Origin of the sequence: Micromonospora chaiyaphumensis, from assembly GCF_900091435.1 — a bacterium.
Taxonomy (GTDB): Bacteria; Actinomycetota; Actinomycetes; order Mycobacteriales; family Micromonosporaceae; genus Micromonospora; species Micromonospora chaiyaphumensis.
The window spans coordinates 238,632-253,898 of record NZ_FMCS01000002.1 but is presented as its reverse complement, the minus strand read 5'-3'; the positions used below and the strand labels follow the sequence as shown (position 1 = coordinate 253,898).

Annotated in this window: 16 protein-coding genes; 7 read left to right on the top strand and 9 right to left on the bottom strand. The window is 72.0% G+C overall.

Annotated elements, in window-relative coordinates; genetic code table 11:
* Positions 1-36: 36 nt before the first annotated feature.
* From GA0070214_RS06930 to GA0070214_RS06920, 3 genes are read right to left on the bottom strand one after another with little or no spacing between them, the layout of a single operon-like run.
* Positions 37-1,770: an ABC transporter ATP-binding protein gene (locus GA0070214_RS06930; RefSeq protein ID WP_091260413.1), complete on the bottom strand. Its 1,734-nt coding sequence runs from the start codon at positions 1,768-1,770 to the stop codon at positions 37-39.
* Positions 1,764-2,285: a MarR family winged helix-turn-helix transcriptional regulator gene (locus GA0070214_RS06925; RefSeq protein WP_091261423.1), complete on the bottom strand. Its 522-nt coding sequence runs from the start codon at positions 2,283-2,285 to the stop codon at positions 1,764-1,766. Before GA0070214_RS06925 ends, GA0070214_RS06930 begins: the two co-directional genes overlap by 7 nt.
* A 55-nt stretch (positions 2,286-2,340) precedes the next feature.
* Positions 2,341-2,781 carry a DoxX family protein gene (locus GA0070214_RS06920; protein WP_091260411.1) on the bottom strand — a complete coding sequence of 147 codons (441 nt, stop codon included), beginning with the start codon at positions 2,779-2,781 and terminating at the stop codon, positions 2,341-2,343.
* Positions 2,782-2,866: 85 nt separating this feature from the next.
* On the opposite strand from GA0070214_RS06920, the gene GA0070214_RS06915 reads away from it, so the two are divergent.
* The gene (locus GA0070214_RS06915; protein WP_091261421.1) at positions 2,867-3,415 is read left to right on the top strand and encodes a TetR/AcrR family transcriptional regulator; all 549 of its coding nucleotides are present in this window, start codon (positions 2,867-2,869) and stop codon (positions 3,413-3,415) included.
* A 45-nt stretch (positions 3,416-3,460) separates the two neighbouring features.
* Here GA0070214_RS06915 and GA0070214_RS06910 read toward each other — a convergent pair whose 3' ends face one another.
* Together GA0070214_RS06910 and GA0070214_RS06905 are read right to left on the bottom strand one after the other, a co-directional pair.
* Positions 3,461-4,900 carry a GuaB1 family IMP dehydrogenase-related protein gene (locus GA0070214_RS06910; RefSeq protein ID WP_091260409.1) on the bottom strand — a complete coding sequence of 480 codons (1,440 nt, stop codon included), beginning with the start codon at positions 4,898-4,900 and terminating at the stop codon, positions 3,461-3,463.
* 61 nt (positions 4,901-4,961) lie between these two features.
* Positions 4,962-5,570, bottom strand: coding sequence for a LysE/ArgO family amino acid transporter (locus GA0070214_RS06905; RefSeq protein WP_091260407.1), 609 nt, complete (start codon positions 5,568-5,570; stop codon positions 4,962-4,964).
* Positions 5,571-5,638: 68 nt separating this feature from the next.
* Here GA0070214_RS06905 and GA0070214_RS06900 point away from each other — a divergent pair, with 68 nt between their 5' ends.
* The gene (locus tag GA0070214_RS06900; protein WP_091260405.1) at positions 5,639-6,529 is read left to right on the top strand and encodes a LysR family transcriptional regulator ArgP; all 891 of its coding nucleotides are present in this window, start codon (positions 5,639-5,641) and stop codon (positions 6,527-6,529) included.
* Positions 6,530-6,554: 25 nt separating this feature from the next.
* On the opposite strand, the gene GA0070214_RS06895 is transcribed toward GA0070214_RS06900, so the two are convergent.
* Positions 6,555-8,306 carry an acetyl/propionyl/methylcrotonyl-CoA carboxylase subunit alpha gene (locus GA0070214_RS06895; protein ID WP_091260403.1) on the bottom strand — a complete coding sequence of 584 codons (1,752 nt, stop codon included), beginning with the start codon at positions 8,304-8,306 and terminating at the stop codon, positions 6,555-6,557.
* A 131-nt stretch (positions 8,307-8,437) separates the two neighbouring features.
* Between GA0070214_RS06895 and GA0070214_RS06890 the strand changes: the two genes are divergently transcribed.
* The 5 genes from GA0070214_RS06890 to GA0070214_RS32290 all read left to right on the top strand — a co-directional run bounded on the left by GA0070214_RS06890 (position 8,438) and on the right by GA0070214_RS32290 (position 12,193).
* Complete coding sequence (locus GA0070214_RS06890) at positions 8,438-9,037, top strand: PadR family transcriptional regulator (protein ID WP_091260400.1); 600 nt, start codon at positions 8,438-8,440, stop codon at positions 9,035-9,037.
* A 121-nt stretch (positions 9,038-9,158) separates the two neighbouring features.
* Complete coding sequence (locus GA0070214_RS06885) at positions 9,159-10,118, top strand: ATP-binding cassette domain-containing protein (RefSeq protein ID WP_091260399.1); 960 nt, start codon at positions 9,159-9,161, stop codon at positions 10,116-10,118.
* A gap of 17 nt (positions 10,119-10,135) precedes the next feature.
* Entirely contained in the window at positions 10,136-10,891 is a 756-nt protein-coding gene (locus GA0070214_RS06880) for an ABC transporter permease (protein ID WP_091260395.1), read from the top strand.
* Positions 10,892-10,954: 63 nt separating this feature from the next.
* Positions 10,955-11,437 carry an MFS transporter gene (locus GA0070214_RS32295; protein WP_244167585.1) on the top strand — a complete coding sequence of 161 codons (483 nt, stop codon included), beginning with the start codon at positions 10,955-10,957 and terminating at the stop codon, positions 11,435-11,437.
* 201 nt (positions 11,438-11,638) lie between these two features.
* Complete coding sequence (locus GA0070214_RS32290) at positions 11,639-12,193, top strand: MFS transporter (protein ID WP_341845065.1); 555 nt, start codon at positions 11,639-11,641, stop codon at positions 12,191-12,193.
* A 107-nt stretch (positions 12,194-12,300) separates the two neighbouring features.
* Here GA0070214_RS32290 and GA0070214_RS06870 read toward each other — a convergent pair whose 3' ends face one another.
* Genes GA0070214_RS06870 through GA0070214_RS06860 form a run of 3 tightly spaced genes read right to left on the bottom strand, consistent with a single transcriptional unit; the run spans position 12,301 to position 14,719 of the window.
* On the bottom strand, positions 12,301-12,954 hold the full coding sequence (locus GA0070214_RS06870; protein WP_091260393.1) for an O-methyltransferase: 654 nt from the start codon (positions 12,952-12,954) through the stop codon (positions 12,301-12,303).
* 9 nt (positions 12,955-12,963) lie between these two features.
* The gene (locus GA0070214_RS06865) at positions 12,964-13,614 is read right to left on the bottom strand and encodes a Maf family protein (RefSeq protein ID WP_091260391.1); all 651 of its coding nucleotides are present in this window, start codon (positions 13,612-13,614) and stop codon (positions 12,964-12,966) included.
* A 10-nt stretch (positions 13,615-13,624) separates the two neighbouring features.
* Entirely contained in the window at positions 13,625-14,719 is a 1,095-nt protein-coding gene (locus GA0070214_RS06860; protein ID WP_377462976.1) for a S8 family serine peptidase, read from the bottom strand.
* Positions 14,720-15,267 lie beyond the last annotated feature (548 nt).

Below are 15,267 nucleotides of genomic sequence, written 5' to 3'. Positions count from 1 at the left end.
GGCCACTGAGCTGCCTGGTCCGCTCGCTGCGCTCGCTCATGCCGGCACCTCCGCCGTCTGCTGGGACGCCACGATCTCGGCGTACGTCGGGCAGGTCACCAGCAGGTCCTCGTGTCGTCCCATTCCGACGACGCCCCCGTCCTCGAGCACGATGATCTGGTCGGCGTCGACGATCGTGGAGACCCGCTGGGCCACGATCACCACCACCGCGTCCGCGGTGACCGGCTTCAGCGCGGCCCGCAGGCGGGCGTCCGTGCCGAGGTCGAGCGCGGAGAAGGAGTCGTCGAACAGGTAGATCTCCGGTTTGCGCACCAGCGCGCGGGCGATGGCGAGCCGTTGCCGCTGGCCGCCGGAGACGTTCGTGCCGCCCTGGGCGATCGGGGCGTCCAGCCCGCCCGGCATCTCCGCGACGAAGTCCCGGGCCTGGGCGATCTCCAGCGCGGCCCACAGTTCGGCGTCGGTCGCGTCCGGGTTGCCGTAGCGCAGGTTGCTGGCCACGGTGCCGCTGAACAGGTACGGCCGCTGCGGCACCAGCCCGATCCGGCGCCACACCTCGTCGGGTTCGAGCAGCCGCACGTCCACCCCGTCGACCAGCACGGCGCCCGCGGTCGGGTCGACCAGCCGGGGGATCAGGGTGAGCAGGGTCGTCTTGCCCGCGCCGGTGGCGCCGATGATGGCCGTGGTCCGGCCGGGGCTGGCCCGGAACGAGATGTCGTGCAGCACCGGCGCGCTCGCCCCGGGGTACTGGAAGGAGACCCGCCGGAGTTCCAGCTCCGCGCGGCGGGTCATCGCGATCATCGGTTCGACCGGGGGCACCACCGACGACTCGGTGTCGAGCACCTCGACGATCCGCTCGGAGCACACCGCGGCGCGGGGCACCATCATCAGCATGAAGGTGGCCATCATGACCGCCATCAGGATCTGCATCAGGTACTGCAGGAAGGCGGTGAGCGCGCCGACCTGGATCTGGCCGGAGTCCACCCGTTCGGCGCCGAACCAGAGCACCGCGACGCTGGAGACGTTGAGCACCAGCATCACCACCGGGAAGATCAGCGCCTGGAGCCGGCCGATCCGCAGGGCGGTCGCCGTCAGGTCGGTGTTCGCCACCCGGAAGCGCTCCGTCTCGTACGGCTCGCGGACGAAGGCCCGGACCACGCGGATGCCGGTGATCTGCTCCCGCAGCACCCGGTTGACCGTGTCGATCCGGGTCTGCATGAGCCGGAAGCCCGGGACCATCCGCCGGGTGATGAGGCCCAGCGCGACCGCCAGCACCGGCACGCAGACCAGCATCAGCCAGGAGAGCCCCACGTCCTCCTGGAGCGCCATCACCACGCCGCCGACGCTCATGATCGGCGCGGCGACCAGCATGGTGCAGCTCATCAGCACGAGCATCTGCACCTGCTGCACGTCGTTGGTGTTCCGGGTGATCAGCGAGGGCGCCCCGAACCGGGCCACCTCGCGGGCGGAGAAGCTGTTGACGTGCGCGAAGATGCCGGCCCGGACGTCCCGGCCGAAGCCCATGGCGGTCTTCGCGCCGAGGTAGACCGCGATGATCGAGCAGGCGATCTGGAGCAGGCTGACGAGCAGCATCATGCCGCCCGTACGCATGATCTGGTCGGTGTCGCCGAGGGCCACGCCCCGGTCGATGATGTCGGCGTTCAGGCTCGGCAGGTAGAGCGACGCCATCGTGCCGACGAACTGGAAGGCCACCACCGCGGCCAGCAACCGCCGGTACGGGCGCAGGTGGGTACGGAGCAGGCGGATCAGCACGGACGGCTCCCCGATGGGTCTTCGGTGTCGGACTCGCTGTTCCGGTTCAACCGGCGAAGGTCCCCATCGGACATGCTCGTGATGATTTCCGTGAGGAACTCCCGGATCACCGCCTGCTTCGCCGGGTCCGCGTCGACCGAGGTCAGCGGCCGGTTGCTGTGGATCAGGTCGATGATGGCGACGGCGTGTTCCCGGCCCTTGTCGGTCAGGCTGAGCTGGACGCTGCGCCGGTCGTCGGGGTCGCGGCGCCGGGCCACGAAGCCGTCGCGTTCCAGGGTGTCGACGATGCCGGTGAGGGTGGCCGGCCGGACGAAGCACCGCTCCGCCATCTCCCGGTGGGTGCTGTCGCCGGCGCGCAGGAGGACGAGCAGCACCCGCATGCCGGCGGAGGTGAGCCCGTGGTGCTCGGCGAGGTAGCGGCCCCAGTGCTGCTCGACGATGTGCCCGGCGATCGAGACGAGCCGGCCGAGCGGCGCGTGCTGGAGCGCGTCGGGGAAGCGGACGAGCGGTCCCATGTTCACGGGCGTTAGGTTAGCCCCCGAACCGTAAGGCCCCAAACTATTTACGCCGTCAGCCGAACACCACCGCCAGGGCGGCGGCCACGAACACGACCTGGAGCACCGTCCGGGTGCCGAGCGGGGTCACGGGCCGGCCGGCCAGGGTGAGGCCGCGGCGCGCGGCCGAGACGTTGGCCGGGAACATGGCCAGCATCAGCAGCGCCAGGCCGACGGCGGCCGGCCGCGCGGTCGCCGGGAGGAGCAGCCCGAGCGCGCCGAGCAGTTCGAGCACCCCGGTCAGGGTCACCAGCAGGCCGGGCCGGGGCAGCCGCGGCGGCACCATGGCGACGAGGTCGGCGCGGCGGGACCGGAAGTGGGCCGCGCCGGTCAGCAGGAACATGAGTGCCAGGCCGACCCGCAGGGCGGGGTGCCAGCCGTCCAGGGCGGCGACGCCGAGCAGGCCGGCGAGCCGGGCCGCCGTGGTGCCGGCGAGCAGGGCGATCAGGGGTGCCATGGGTACGCCTCCCGCAGAGAACTTGTCGCCGACAAGATTGCGTCACGAGGGGCCATCTTGTCAATGGCAAGTTAGAGTGGTGCGCATGACCCAGTCCCGCGCCTACCACCACGGCGACCTGCGCCGCGCCCTGCTCGACGCGGCGGTGGAGGTGATGGCGGAGTCCGGTCCGGCCGCGCTGAGCCTCCGCGACCTGGCCCGCCGGGCCGGCGTCTCGCACGCCGCCCCCGCCCACCACTTCGGCGACAAGGCCGGGTTGCTCACGGCGCTGGCCGCCCAGGGCTTCGAGCTGCTGGCCGAGGCGCTGCGCGGCGCCGGCGACGACCTGATCGACACGGGAGTGGCGTACGTGGGGTTCGCGGTCCGGCACCGGGCGCACTTCGAGGTGATGTTCCGCCCCGACCTCTACCGGGCCGACGACCCCGAGGTGGCGGCCGCCCGCACCCGGGCCGGCGAGCTGCTGCGCACCGGGGTGGCCCGGCGCACCGGCCGGGGGCCGGACGTGGACGCGCTCGCGGCCTGGTCGATCGTGCACGGCTTCGCCACGCTCTGGAACTCCGGTGCCCTGCCGCCCCGGGTCGGCCCCGACCCGGAGGCCGCCGCCCGCACCGTGATCAGCCGGCTCTTCCCCTGACGGCCGGGCCCCCGTCCCGCTGCGGCGGGGGCCCCGGCCGGCGGGTCACCAGCTCGTCGGCAGCGGCATGCCCTCGGTGTAGCCGGCCGTGCTCTGCACGCCGACCAGGGCCCGCTCGTGGAACTGCTCCAGGTTGCGCGCGCCCGCGTAGGTGAACGCGCTGCGCACCCCCGAGATGATCTCGTCGATCAGGTCCTCGACGCCCGGCCGGGCCGGATCCAGGTACATCCGGGCCGAGGAGATGCCCTCCTCGAAGATCGCCTTCCGGGCCCGGTCGAACGCGCTGTCCTCGGCGGTCCGGGCGCTCACGGCGCGGGCCGAGGCCATGCCGAAGCTCTCCTTGTAGCGCCGCCCGTCGGCGTCGGTGTAGAGGTCGCCGGGGGACTCGTAGGTGCCGGCGAACCAGGAGCCGATCATCACGTTCGAGGCGCCCGCCGCGAGCGCCAGCGCCACGTCCCGCGGGTGGCGTACGCCGCCGTCGGCCCAGACGTGCCGGCCGAGCGAGCGGGCCGCCGCGGCGCAGTCGAGCACCGCGGAGAACTGCGGGCGGCCCACGCCGGTCATCATCCGGGTCGTGCACATGGCGCCCGGCCCGACGCCGACCTTGATGATGTCGGCGCCCGCCTCGACCAGGTCGCGCACGCCGTCGGCGGTGACCACGTTGCCCGCCGCCACCGGAACCCCGGGGTCGAGCTTGCGGACCGCCCGCAGCGCCGAGATCATCCGCTCCTGGTGCCCGTGCGCCGTGTCCACCACGAGGGTGTCGACCCCGGCCTCCAGCAGCGCCGCCGCCTTGCCGGTCACGTCGCCGTTGATGCCCACCGCGGCGGCGACGCGCAGCCGGCCCCGGTCGTCCACGGCCGGCTTGTAGAGCGTGGCGCGCAGCGCGCCCGACCGGGTCAGCACCCCGATCAGGCGACCCTCGGCGTCCACCACGGGGGCGAGCCGCCGCCGGCCCGCCGAGAGCCGGTCGAAGCCGGTACGCGGGTCCGCGTCCGCCGGCACGGTGTGCAGCTCGGTCGACATCACGTGCCGGAGCTGGGCGAAGCGGTCCACCCCGACGGTGTCCGCCTCGGTGACCACGCCGAGCGGCCGGCCGGCCTCGTCCACCACGATCACCGCACCGTGCGACCGCTTCGGCAGCAGGTGGATGGCATCGCCGACGGTGTCCGTCGGGCCGAGCGTGATCGCGGTGTCGTGCACCAGGTGCCGCTGCTTGACCCAGGCGACGACGTTGGCCACCACCTCGATGGGGATGTCCTGCGGGATCACCGCGATCGCCCCGCGCCGGGCCACCGTCTCGGCCATCCGCCGGCCGGCGACCGCCGTCATGTTCGACACCACGAGCGGGATCGTGGTGCCGGTGCCGTCGGCCGTGGCCAGGTCGACGTCGAGCCGGGAGCCCACCTCGGAGCGGTTGGGCGCCATGAAGACGTCGTTGTAGGTCAGGTCGTGCGCGGGAGTCGCGCCATGTAGGAACCGCACCCGGCCATCATTCCTGGCCGGGGACGCCACCGCCGCTGATGGTCACGGAAAACACCCCGGCTCAGCCGCCGAGCAGCAGGCTCACCGCCACGGCCGCCATCACGGCCGCGATCGCGCCGTCGAGCACCCGCCAGGCGAGGGTACGGGCGAGCAGCGGCGCCAGCCGGCGGGCGCCCACGCCCAGCGCCGCGAACCAGAGCAGGCTGGCGGAGGCGGCGCCCACGCCGAAGGCCCACCGGTGCTCCTGCTGCTGGGCGACGCCGCCGAGGAGCAGCACCGTGTCCAGGTAGACGTGCGGGTTGAGCCAGGTGAAGGCGAGGCAGGCCAGCACTGTCGCCCCGAGGGTGGCCGGCGGGCGGTCGCTCGGGCGGAGCGCGTCGGGGCGTACCGCCCGGCGGGCCGCCAGCAGCGCGTAGCCGAGCAGGAAGGCGGCCCCGGCCCAGCGGACCGCCGCCAGCAGGCCGGGCCGGTCGGCGACCAGCGACCCCATCCCGGCCACCCCGGCGGTGATCAGCACCGCGTCCGACGTGGCGCAGATGGCGACGACGGGAACGACGTGCTCGCGGCGCAGGCCCTGCCGGAGCACGAAGGCGTTCTGCGCCCCGATGGCGACGATCAGGGCGGCGGAGACGGTGAGCCCGGCGAGGGCGGAGGCGAGGACCTGCGGCACGCGACGACGCTACGAGCGCCGCCCCGGCCAGTCCAACTGAAGTTTCTGACGTTGCATAAGCTCAGCTGATGGAAGGCGTCGACTCCACCCAGCTCCGTACGCTCGCCGCGGTAATCGGGGAGGGCAGCTTCGAGGGGGCGGCCCGGCTGCTCCACGTCACCCAGTCGGCGGTGAGCCAGCGGATCAAGGCACTGGAGGGTGCGGTCGGGCAGGTCCTGGTCCGCCGGAGCCGCCCGTGCCGGGTCACCGAGGCGGGGCGGCCGCTGCTCCGGCTGGCCAGCCAGCTCGTCCTGCTGGAGGGCGAGGCCCTCGCCGAAGCTCGCGGGCCGCTGTCCGGCACCGGCACCCGGGTGGCCGTGGCGGTCAACGCGGACTCCCTGGCGACCTGGTTCGTCGGCGCGCTGGCCCGGCTCCCGGTCGAGCCGGCGCTGCATTTCGACGTCCGGCAGGACGACCAGGACCACAGCGCCGAGCTGCTGCGCGACGGCTCGGTGATGGCGGCCGTCACCGCCCAGCGTGAGCCGGTCCAGGGCTGCCGGGTGCGCCGGCTCGGCGCGATGCGTTATCGGGCGCTGGCCACCCCGGCGCTGGCCGGCCGCTGGTTCGCCGACGGGCTGACCACCGCGGCGCTCGCCGCCGCGCCGGTGCTCGTCTTCGACCGCAAGGACCGGGTGCAGCACCGGTTCATCCGGGCCGTGACCGGCCAGGACCTCGACCCGCCGGCGCATTACCTGCCGTCGGTGCCGGCGTTCAGCGAGGCGGTCCGGCGGGGGCTGGGCTGGGCGCTGATCCCCGAGCAGCTCGCCGGGCCGGACCTGGCCGCCGGCACCTGCGTCGACCTGGACCCGACGCGCCACGTCGACGTGCCGCTGTACTGGCAGCACTGGCGCCTCGACTCGACGGTGCTGGCGGCCCTCACGGCGGCCGTACACGCCACGGCCGCCGAAACCCTCCACTGAGAGCCCGCCGTTGGCGGGCAGCCCCTCAGGAGATGGTGCAGATGGCCGCGCCGGCGGTGATCACCGCGCCGACCTCGGCGGCCAGGCCGCTGACCGTGCCCGCCTTGTGGGCGTGCAGCGGCTGCTCCATCTTCATGGCCTCCAGGACCACCACGAGGTCGCCCTCGGCCACGGTGTCCCCGTCGGCCACGGCGATCTTGACGATGGTGCCCTGCATCGGCGAGGTGAGCGCGTCGCCACTGGCCGCCGCGCCGGCCTTGGCGCCGCCGCCCCGGCGGGCCGGCTTCTTCGCGGCGGGCGCGGCGGCCGCCGTACCCCCGCCGAGGCCGGCCGGGAGGCTCACCTCCAGCCGCTTGCCGCCCACCTCGACCACGACGGTCTCGCGCTCGGCCGGGCCCTCGACGGCGCCGGCCGGGGCGGTGAAGGCCGGGACGGTGTTGTTCCATCCGGTCTCGATCCACCGGGTGTGCACGGTGAACGGCTCGGCGGTGAACGCCTCGTCGCGCACCACCAGGCGGTGGAAGGGCAGCGCCGTGGCCATGCCCTCGACGACCATCTCGTCGAGCGCGCGGCGGGCCCGCTCCAGCGCCTCGGTACGCGTCTCGCCGCTGATGATCACCTTGGCCAGCAGCGAGTCGAAGTTGCCGCCGATGACGTCGCCGGCCGAGACGCCGGTGTCCACCCGCACGCCGGGGCCGCTGGGCAGCCGCAGCGCCGTGATGGTGCCCGGGGCGGGCAGGAAGTTGCGGCCCGGGTCCTCGCCGTTGATCCGGAACTCGATCGAGTGGCCGCGCGGGGTCGGGTCCTCGGTGAACCGCAGCTTCTCGCCGTCGGCGATGCGGAACTGCTCGCGGACCAGGTCGATGCCGGAGGTCTCCTCGGTCACCGGGTGCTCCACCTGGAGCCGGGTGTTGACCTCCAGGAAGGAGATCGTGCCGTCGGCGCCGACCAGGTATTCCACCGTGCCGGCGCCGTGGTAGCCGGCCTCGCGGCAGATCGCCTTGGCGCTGTCGTGGATCTGCCGTCGCTGGGCCTCGGTGAGGAACGGCGCCGGGGCCTCCTCGACCAGCTTCTGGTGGCGGCGCTGGAGCGAGCAGTCGCGGGTGCCCACCACGATGACGTTGCCGTGCTGGTCGGCCAGCACCTGCGCCTCGACGTGGCGGGGCTGGTCGAGGTAGCGCTCGACGAAGCACTCGCCCCGGCCGAACGCGGCGACCGCCTCGCGGGTGGCCGACTCGAACAGGTGCGGGATCTCCTCCATGGTGCGGGCCACCTTGAGGCCGCGCCCGCCGCCGCCGAAGGCCGCCTTGATGGCGACCGGCAGGCCGTGGTCGACGGCGAAGGCCATCACCTCGTCGGCGTTGCCGACCGGGTCCGGGGTGCCGGGGACCAGGGGCGCGCCGGCCCGCTGGGCGATGTGCCGGGCGGTCACCTTGTCGCCGAGGTCGCGGATCGCCTGCGGGGTGGGGCCGATCCAGGTGAGCCCGGCGTCGAGGACGGCCTGGGCGAAATCGGCGTTCTCGGAGAGGAAGCCGTAGCCGGGGTGCACCGCGTCGGCGCCGGCCCTCGCGGCCACGTCGATGAGCTTGTCGATCCGCAGGTAGCTGTCGGCCGCGGTGTCGCCGCCCAGGGCGTACGCCTCGTCGGCGAGGGTGGCGTGCAGGGCGTCCCGGTCGGAGTCCGCGTAGACGGCGACGCTCGCCAGGCCGGCGTCGCGGCAGGCGCGGATGACGCGGACGGCGATCTCGCCGCGGTTGGCGATGAGTACCTTGCGCACCTTGGTGGCTCCTCCCGAGGTCGTTGCCGGGAGTGTATCGGCCGGGGATTCGGCCCTAACGATCGCTCAGTGTGGGATGCCGCACTGTAGTCAAATTTGGCTATTACGCTTGTCCGGTGTCGGCAACGCGGATGATGATTCTGGGCCTGGTGCGGTGGATGCAGCCGGTGCACGGCTACGACGTACGCCGTGAGCTGCTGAGCTGGAGCGCGGACAAGTGGGCCAACGTGCAGCCCGGTTCGATCTACCACGCCCTGCGGAAGCTCACCGACGAGGGGCTGCTCCGGACGGTCTCCGTCGAGCAGGTCGGCGCCCGCCCCGCCCGCACCACGTACGAGGTGACGGCGAAGGGCGACGAGGAGTTCGAGACCCTGCTGCGGGCCCAGTGGTGGCAGCTCAACGAGCCGCCGGACCCGTTCGTCGCGGCCTTCTCGTTCCTGCCGGCCATGCCGCGCGACGAGGCGGCGGCGGCGCTGCGCAACCGGGCGAACCTGATCCGTGCCGGCGTCGAGTCGATGCGCGCCTCGCTGGACTCGGACTGGGTGCGCAACCGCAAGCCGGTCCACGTCGGCTGGATGTTCGAGCTCTGGCTGGCCCGGGCCGAGGCGGAGATGGGCTGGTGCGAGCGGATCGCCGAGCGGATCGAGTCGGGAGTGTCGTACCTGCCTGCTGGGCTGGAGCAGGCCGAGGGGTGGTCCGGTTGGAAGGACGGCGCTCCCGACGCGGAATAATCAACGTTGACCACAAGAGTTATATCGCGTTAGTCTCTGCGCGAGCCGTGGGGAAGCCGTGCGTCCTCCTCGCGGACCATCGGCGGCCGGTCGCGTCCGGCCCGGAGGACCAGGAGCAGACATGATCGAGACCAGGGGGCTGCGGAAGTCGTTCCGCTCCCGCGCGGGTCGCGAGACGAAGACCGTGGACGCGGTCCGTGGCGTCAACCTGGAGGTGGCCGAGGGGGAGATCTTCGGCTTCCTCGGCCCCAACGGCGCCGGCAAGACCACGACCCTGCGGATGCTCGCCACCCTCATCGAGCCGGACGGCGGCGAGGCCACCATCGCCGGTGCCGACCTGCGCAAGGACCCGGCCGAGGTGCGCCGGCGGATCGGCTACGTGGCCCAGGGCGGCAGCACGTGGGACGAGTCCACCGCCCGCGAGGAGCTGGTGCTCCACGCCCGGCTCTACGGCATCGGCAAGGCCGAGGCGCACCGCCGCGCCGTCCGCGCCCTCGACGCCTTCCAGCTCAGCGAGTACGCCGACCGCAAGTGCAAGACCTACTCGGGCGGCCAGCGCCGGCGGGTCGAGATCGCGCTCGGCATCATCCACGAGCCGAAGATCGTCTTCCTGGACGAGCCGACCACCGGCCTCGACCCGCAGAGCCGGGCGCACATGTGGGACGAGATCCGCCGGCTGCGCACCGAGGGCATGACCGTCTTCATCACCACGCACTACCTCGACGAGGCCGACGCGCTCTGCGACCGGATCGCGATCATGGATCACGGCGAGGTGGTCGCGGAGGGCACCCCGGCCGAGCTGAAGCGCGAGATCTCCGGCGAGGTGGTGCTGGTCGGCCTCGACGCCGCCACCACGCCCAAGGCCGCCGAACTGCTCGACACCGAGGCGTACGTCAGCAAGTTGGAGACCGTCGACGAGGGCGGCCTGCGCCTCTACGTCGACGAGGGCGCCACCGCCATCCCGCAGGTGCTGCGCCGCCTCGACCACGCGGGGCTGGACCTGCGCTCGATCGAGCTGCACCGCCCCAGCCTCGACGACGTCTTCCTCACCAAGACCGGCCGCTCGCTGCGCGAGTCCTGAGCATCGGGAGCACTGTCATGAAACTCGCCCGCGACACCTGGCTGATCTTCCAGCGGCAGATCCAGCTGCTGCTGCGCAACCCCGTGTGGGTCTTCGTCGGCGTCTTCCAGCCGGTGATGTATCTGCTCCTCTTCGCCCCGCTGCTCAAGCCCGCGCTCAACGCGCCGACCCAGGCCGCCGCCTACAAGATCTTCGTGCCCGGCCTGCTCGTGCTGCTGGCCATCTTCGGTGGCCTGTTCCAGGGCTTCGGCCTCATCGCCGAGCTGCGCGCCGGGGTCATCGAGCGGTCCCGGGTCACCCCGGTCAGCCGGCTCGCCCTGCTGCTCGGCCGCTCCCTGCGGGACGTGGTCTCGCTGATCGTGCAGGCGGTGATCATCACGCTGCTGGCGCTCCTGTTCGACCTGCGCGTCTTCATCGGTGACCTGCTGCTGGCGTATCTGATGCTGGCCCTCATCGCGCTCATGACCTCGGCCGTCTCCTACGGCGTGGCGCTCAAGGTCAAGAGCGAGGACGCGCTGGCCCCGCTCATGAACACCGTGGCCCAGCCGGTGCTGCTGCTTTCCGGCATCCTGCTGCCGCTGACCTTCGCCCCCGGCTGGCTCCAGGGCATCGCCGACTGGAATCCGTTCTCCTGGGCGGTCGACGGCACCCGAGCGCTCTTCGCCGGCGACCTGGGCAACGACAAGGTCTGGCAGGGGCTGACCATCGTCGCGGTGCTCGCCGTCGCCGGGGTGGTCTGGGCCGCCCGGCAGTTCGCCCGCAGCGTCCGCTGACCCGACGAGAGCTGCCTCTCATCAGGGGCGGGGTGCCGGCCATGCGCAAGTACCGTAAGGCCGGTGCCCCGCCTCACCCGTGACCGGACGACCTGGCTGATCTACGCCCAGCTGGGGTTGTGGGGCTTCTTCCTCTACGGGTTCGGTCCCGTCGTGCCGCTGCTCCGCGACGAGCAGGGCACCAGCGCCGCCGTCGCCGGCCTGCACAGCACCGGCATCGCGGTCGGCGCGCTGGCCGGCGGCGCGCTCTTCGCGCCGGCCGCCCGCCGACTCGGCCGCGGCCCGGCCATCTGGCTCGGCCTCGCCGGCGTGGCCACCGGCGTCGCCGCGCTCGGCCTGCTCCAGCCGCTGCCCGCCACCATCGCCGCCGTCGCGGTGATCGCCACCTTCGGCATGATGGTGATCAGCGGAATCAACGTCGTGCTCACCGCCCACCACGGGCCCGGCGCGCCCGCCGCGCTCAGCGAGGCCAACGCGGCCTGCGCCGGCATGGGCATCCTCGCGCCGCTGGTCATCGGCGCGAGCGTGGACGCCGGCCACGGCTGACGCCCGGTGATGGCCGTCGAGGTCGGGCTGATCACCCTGGTCGCCCTGGCCGCCGTGACCTTCCGCGTACGCATCCCGAAGGGTTCTCCGGCTCCGATCTTGGACACTTACCGTTCGTCTCGAACGGAAACTGTCCAAGATCTCGGACCGCGCGCGGTCTCGGGGCGGCTGCCGCGGGCGTACTGGATCGCCTGGGTGCTCATGTCGGTCACCGGCTCGATCGAGGTCTGCCTGTCGCTCTGGACCGCCGACGTGCTCCGTACCCACGCCGGCCTCAGCGCCGGTGGCGCGTCGGCGGCCGTCGCGGCGATCGTCTGCGGCATGTTCGCCGGCCGGCTGGCCGGCGGCCGGCTCGCGCTGCGCTGGCCGCCGGTGCCGCTGCTGCTCGCCGCGCTGACCGTCTCCCTGGCCGGGTTCGCGCTGTTCTGGTCCGCGCCGGTGGGCTGGCTGGCCGTGACCGGCCTGGTCGTGCTCGGGCTGGGCAACGCTCTGCACTACCCCCTGGCGATCTCCATCGCCCTCGCCGCCGCGGGACCGGCCGCGGACAAGGCGGCCGGCTGGGCGTCGTATTCGATGGGCGTGGGTTTCGGCATCGCGCCCGTCGTGCTCGGCTGGGTGGCCGACGGCGTCGGCCCGCACCTGGCGTTCCTGCTCCTGCCCGGCTTCATCGCCGCGGCCATGCTGCTCACCGTGCGCCTTGGCCGGGCCCTGCGCGTGGCCGCGCCCGACCGCACGCCGGTCTCGGCGGCCGCCTGACGTGTCGCCGCCCGGCCGCCCGGCCGCTCGGCCGCTTTGATCGACTCCAGCTCGCCGAGGTGGCGGGGTCCGGCAGGTGCGGACACCGCCACCTCGGCGTACTGGTTTCAGAGCACTCGGGCCAGGGTCACGCCGTCGGCGATGGGGAGCATGACGACCTCGACGCGGACGTCGGCGAGAATCTCGTCGTTGAAGGCGGCGATCGCGCGGTCGTCGGCGTTCTGCGGGGCGAGCACGCGCCCGTTGCGCAGCGTGTTGTCCACCGCGATCACGGCGCCCGGGCGCATCCGGGGCACCAGCTCGTCCCAGTAGACCGGGTAACCGACCTTGTCGGCGTCGATGAAGGCGAAGTCCAGGTAGCGCTCCCGCGGCAGCTCGCGGAGGGTGTCCGCGGCCGGGCCGATGCGCAGCTCGATGCGGTCCTGCACGCCCGCGCGGGTCCAGTACCGCCGGGCGACGCCGGTGTATTCCTCGGAGATGTCGAAGCAGGTCAGGCGACCGCCCTCGGCGAGGCCCCGCGCGATGGCCAGCGAGGAGAGCCCGGTGAAGGTGCCCACCTCCACCGCCTGCCGAACGCCGAGCAGCCGGGTCAGGAAGGTGAGGAACGCGGCCTGCTCGGGCGCGACCTGCATGTCCGCCTGCGCGGGAAGGGCGGCGCGGGTCTCCTCGGCCAGCTCCCGGACGATCTCGTCCGGGGCGGACCCGTGCGCCACGAGGTACGCGTGCAGTTCCGGGGTCAGCGGCAACGGCTTCGTGCTCATGATCGGACGTTAGCCGAGATGTTCGATCTCCTGGCCCCCTGGCGCGACCTTCGTCCACAGGTCGGTGATGTTCAGCGCCAACTCGGCGAGAAGATTGCGCAGCAGCGGCAGGGAGAGCCCCACCACCGTGCCCGGGTCGCCCTCGATGCCGGTCAGGAACGCCCCGCCCAGCCCGTCGATGGTGAACGCCCCGGCGACGGCCAGCGGCTCACCCGTCGCCACGTACGCGGCGATCTCCGCGTCGCTGATGTCGGCGAAGTGCACGGTGGTCGAGGCCACCGCCTCCGCGCGGGACTCGTGCCCGACGTCAAGCAGACAGTGGCCGGTGTGCAGCACCCCGCTCCGACCGCGCATCCGCTGCCAGCGGCGCGTGGCGTCCGCCGCGTCCGCCGGCTTGCCCAGAATCTCCCCGTCGAACGCCAGTACCGAATCACAGCCGAGCACCAACGTCCGCTCGTCCGGGTTGGGGCGCAGCCGGCCCAGCACCGCCTGCGCCTTCAGCCGGGCCAGCTCCAGGCACAGATCCTCGGCACGGTCGCTGACCACCTGAGACTCGTCGACGCCGCTGACCAGCACGTCGGGTTCGATGCCGGCAGCCTGGAGCAGCTTGCGGCGGGCGGGACTCTGCGAGGCGAGGACGAGGCGCAGCGGAGTAGACACCCGACCGACGCTACCGGCTGATCCGCGGTGGCGGGTCGCCGCCACGGCGACGCCGGCGCCAGACCAGGTAACCGCCGCCCGCCGCCAGCAGCACGCCCAGAGTCGCCAGGCCGCGCGCGGTGGAGTTGTCGTTGGTTCTGTTGCCGGCCGCCGTCGAAGCGGGTGCGGTTACCGACGGTGTCTCGAAGCCGAGTGGGGGGACGTCGGCGGTGAGGGCGGCGACCAGGTCGATGACGCCGTAGCCGTACTGGTCGTCGCGGCCGGGTGGGCCCTTGTCGATCGCGGTGGCGGTCAGGCGGTGGGCGACCTCCTGGGCGGGGAGGTTGGGATACTTCGAACGAATCAAAGCCGCGGCACCAGCCACGATGGCAGTGGCGCTTGACGTACCGGTTCCCTTCGAGTACTTCCCTCGGTAGCTGGTGCTGTAGATGTCTACGGCAGGAGCCACCACGTCGACCTCTGGACCTAAGACCGAAATCGAGGCGTGCTCACCCAGGCGGTCAATGCCCCCCACTGCGATCACTCCCTGCTCCCGACCGGGATAGCCGACATAGGAATCTTCGGGTGTATTCCCTGCAGCTGCGACTACCACAACATTCGCCAAAATGGCAGCCTTGACCGCCTTGATCAAATCCGGACTCGCCCCGCCACTGCTCGAGACGCATATGACATCTGCGCCATTGGCAATTGCAAACTCAATGCCGGCCGCCAGATCATCCGCAGTTCCAACATTATTCGCCCCGGAGGACTGAATCGGCAAGATCTTGGATCGTGGTGCAATGCCCAGAGCGCCCGTGCCGTCGCTCTGACCGTGTGCGGCGATCAGGCCAGCCATGCTTGTGCCGTGGCTGTTCATGTCTTTGCGGCCGTCGCCAGACGTGCCAGAGATCGTCGTAGTTCCTACCAGTAGGTTTGCGCGGAGGTCTTGGTGAGGATCAACGCCTGTGTCCGTGACCGCTACGACCACTCCCTCTCCCTGACTGATCTGGTTAGCCTTGCCCACCTTCAAGTAACCCAGGTGCCACTGATCAGCGCGGATGCGTGCAGCGGCGTCAGGGCTGGCTTGGGCACTCGTGTGAAGGTTAGCTGGAGCTGTGCCAGAAATTGTCAGAGCTGCGATTGCAAGCGGGAGGCCGAGCTTCACCGATCGAAGCCAATTGCTGGGCCGGGGTCGATAGGGCCATCTTCTTCGGGTGGCAGCATGACAGGGGTGACGCCCTGCGCCGTCTCCCACGGATTATCCGGATCCCAGGGTCGAGGGCTCTGTGCCTCTCGTTCGGGTCGACGGTGCGGGCTGTGGCCGCTTATTGCAGAAGGGGAACCACCAATCGGGAAAGAGTTGTGAACTCCATTGAATTGCGCGTTCCGTCCTCCACCTGGCCTGGAGCCGGCGGCGCCGCTTGGCGCGGTGCCGGCACTACCCCCACCGATGACTCCGCCGACTGGGTTGATGCGGCGTGGAGGGTTGGGGTTGACTGGCTGGCCGCCCCCTCCACCTGGCAGTCCAATCAAGCCGTTAGACGGCAGTGGCCGCGAGGTGCTCGGCGGCGTCGAGCGAGAAGTTCCATTCTTCGGTTCATTCGTTCGAAGATCGGGCGGAACCGCTGGCCCGTCGCGGCGGACCGATGGAGTTCTTCCAATTCCGGTGATTGG